The organism is Roseovarius dicentrarchi (genome assembly GCF_003316635.1).
Taxonomy (GTDB): Bacteria; Pseudomonadota; Alphaproteobacteria; order Rhodobacterales; family Rhodobacteraceae; genus Roseovarius; species Roseovarius dicentrarchi.
This window is the reverse complement of sequence record NZ_QNQP01000056.1, coordinates 1-3085: the sequence shown is the minus strand read 5'-3', so window position 1 is coordinate 3085 and position 3085 is coordinate 1. Positions and strand designations below refer to the sequence as shown.

3 protein-coding genes are annotated in these 3085 nt (G+C 55.4%); all 3 read left to right on the top strand.

From position 1 onward, the window contains the following. The first annotated feature begins 415 nt into the window (after positions 1 to 415). The 3 genes from DQ230_RS16700 to DQ230_RS16690 all read left to right on the top strand — a co-directional run bounded on the left by DQ230_RS16700 (position 416) and on the right by DQ230_RS16690 (position 2536). Positions 416 to 1450: a replication initiator protein A gene (locus DQ230_RS16700; protein WP_113913686.1), complete on the top strand. Its 1035-nt coding sequence runs from the start codon at positions 416 to 418 to the stop codon at positions 1448 to 1450. 181 nt (positions 1451 to 1631) lie between these two features. Continuing rightward, a complete protein-coding gene (locus DQ230_RS16695; RefSeq protein ID WP_113913685.1) occupies positions 1632 to 2285 on the top strand; it encodes a ParA family protein in 654 nt (217 codons plus the stop codon). Further along, entirely contained in the window at positions 2285 to 2536 is a 252-nt protein-coding gene (locus DQ230_RS16690) for a hypothetical protein (protein WP_113913684.1), read from the top strand. Before DQ230_RS16695 ends, DQ230_RS16690 begins: the two co-directional genes overlap by 1 nt. The last annotated feature ends 549 nt before the right edge of the window (positions 2537 to 3085 follow it).

Here is a 3085-nt window from a genome sequence, read left to right as displayed (position 1 = left end):
CGAAACAGCGAAGAAAAAGCGAAAGGAGGCAACAGCATTGACGCCATCATAATCAGCAGATCATAACGACTGGGTGGGTCAGATCTCGATGAAAATGCCGGGTCAGTTCTCAATGACAATCAACACTTCTGGTGTTAAATATGTGTTAGAATCTGTGTTACGCACGGTTCTACAGCTGATTTCCGTTTTTTAAACAGTGGCTTACGGAAATGTGGTGCAGGTAAAGTCCCGATAGAATGCAGCTATTCTCCGAAAAAGTGCAGCTAATATCCCGATAGGACTTGAGGTGCAGGTAAAGTCCCGATACTAGATGTTACCGCAGCTAATATCCCGATAGCGGCAAGTGCAGGTAAAATCCCGATGCTAGATGTTACCGCAGTTGATGTCCCGATAGCTTCCAGATTCTGGTGTGGCCATGTCTGACCGTTCGAAAGCCCCCCTTCTTCCCGACCGGCACCCTCAGGCGAACCTGTTCGTCTGTGACGTGGCTGATGCTGTTATCAAGAGCGACATGGCGTCGATGGAGCACCCGATCTTTACTTTGTCGAAGAAGCCGATCCACGAGGTAAAGATCTATGAGCACGGCGACATCCTCTTGGAAGTTACGCCTAGCGCCAAGGGCATCGCTAACATCTACGACAAGGACATACTGATCTTCGCCATCAGCCAGGTCATGGCAGCAAGGAACGAGGGCCGTCCCTACTCCCGGGAAATCGCGTTCCAAGCGCGGGACTTCCTAGAATTCAGTAATCGGCACATTGGGGGTCACGACTACGATCTCCTGAAGGATTCTCTTGATCGGCTGGACGGAACGCGGCTGCGAACCACGATCAAAACCGGCGGTGAAGAGACCTGGGAGGCGTTCGGACTCATCGAGGGCGCAAAGATCAAGCGGAAGCGCCATGACGGCCGTGTGACCGAGTGGGGCCTGAAACTATCAGAGTGGCTGTTTAAAGCCATCGAAGCCAACGAAGTTCTTACCTTGCACCCCGACTACTTTCGGCTTCGTAAGCCGACCGAACGGCGCATCTACGAGATCGCTCGCAAGCACTGTGGGCAGAAGGAAACGTGGCAAATCGGGCTTAGAAAGCTCAAGAAGAAGTGCGGTTCGAGTGATGCTCTTCGGAACTTCAGGCTCGCGGTTCGAGAACTCTGCGAATACGACCACCTCCCGGACTACTCGGTGAGCATGAAGGAGGACATGGTGTGTTTCCGAAACCGGAACTTCACCCCTGCCCTTCCCGGCCGAGGCTACACGGTACGCCTAGAGCCTGACACGTTCGATGCGGCTAGGGAGGCCGCGCCCGGTTGGGATGTTTACGTTATCGAGCAGGAGTGGCGCGAGTGGGTCGTTGGCTTGCTGGAGCAAGGCATGGAAGCTCCACGCCACCCGGACGGTGCATTCATAGGTTTCTGTCGGAAGTGGGCCGAGCGAAACGGTCGACTATAGCGCTTAGCCTTGCTTGAATTAAAATGAGTCCCACAGAAGTGCCGCCGCCAAGGTTCCACCCAGCCGAAGAATGCTTAGCGCGTTGCATGCAAAGCGCTAACGCAGCATTGATGCTTGGTGTGCTGCATGTTCCCATGCTAGCATGGCGCAAAACAAGACAGGTAAACGAGGAGCAGTATCAATGACGTATATCGTGGGAATGGTCTCCCAAAAGGGAGGCGTCGGAAAGTCTACGCTTGCGCGCATGATGGCGCGAGAGTTCGTGGCAGGTGACCTCGCAACGAAGATCGCCGATCTCGACACGCAACAGCAGACTTGCACCAATTGGGCAGGGCGACGCGCCGAGCACGATATCGAGCCCGAGATCCAAGTGCAGAGCTTCGCGAGCGTAAAAAGTGCTCTTGAAGAAGCCGGTCGGTTCGATGCCCTAATCCTCGACGGCAAGCCAAACGCCTCCGACCAGACGGTAGAAATCGCCAAGGCATCCGATCTCGTCGTGATCCCGACCGGGCAGACAGTTGATGACCTTCACCCCGGTGTTGTCCTTGCGCACAACCTTCGCAAGAAGGGCATCTCCCCGGAAACAATTGCGTTCGCGATGTTCAAGACTACTGGAAGCGAGCGAGAGAACGCGGCGGCGCGGGAGTATATCGCGCAAGCGGGGTACATGGTCTTGGATGGCGAGGTTAGCGTCTCCACGGCCTACGGATCAGCCTCGGATCAAGGCAGGGCGATCACGGAGACATCCTTCCGCACGTTGAACGAACGAGCCTCGAAGCTGGCGCAGAGCGTGATCGACCGTATCGCGGAGCTGCAAGAAAGGAAGGTGGCGTGATGGCAACGAACCTCTCGAAGCTCAAGAGCGTGAAGGGGGCTCCGCCTTCTGTCGAAGCAGCCGAGGACGTGATCGAGTCTAACCCCCGTTCGGATGAGAAAACGCCCCAGCGACCTCTTCAGGTGCGTGTGCCCGAAAGCGTCTTCGCAGAGTTTAGCGAGCAGGCCGGGCGCGAGTTTGGCTTCACGCACGGCGCGAAGAAGCAACTTTTCCTGAAAATGTGGAAAGCATATAAAGCGCAAAGCATGTAAGCATGTTTGCATGCAGAACTGGCCGCACTGGCTAGAACCAGGCATTGCGAAGTCCAGAACACCAAGGCGTTTCAACCTCGTATTTACCCTCTGTTAACATTTCCAGTGGAAGGTTGCCGGATGCGCGTGTGGAAGCTGGAAGCCTGCCGGGACAATGATCGGCATTCTAGCCGGTGGGGCTATGCCCTAGCCGGTTCGGCTGACGAGGCGTTAGCCATGGCGAAAGAAACGAGCGGGCTACCGTATAACTGGGTCCACGAGAAGCACCCGGACATGCTTTGGCCTGGCCGACCAGGCGAAGCTATTGAATGGTCATAGTTTTTCCATAACCCTCGACTAACGAGACCCCAGCGAAGGGGTGCGATTCGAGGCAGATGGCAAGAACTTACCGGGAAGTAGTGTTGAGCGGGGAAATCCTCGCCGCTGCGGATTTCAAAAATACCGGACAGCGATTACGCTAATTCCCGGACAGCCGTTTCAGTAATTCCCGGACAGCTCGGGCACGGCTGATCATCTGCCTGCGATCATGTTTCGGTTCGGATAGTTTCG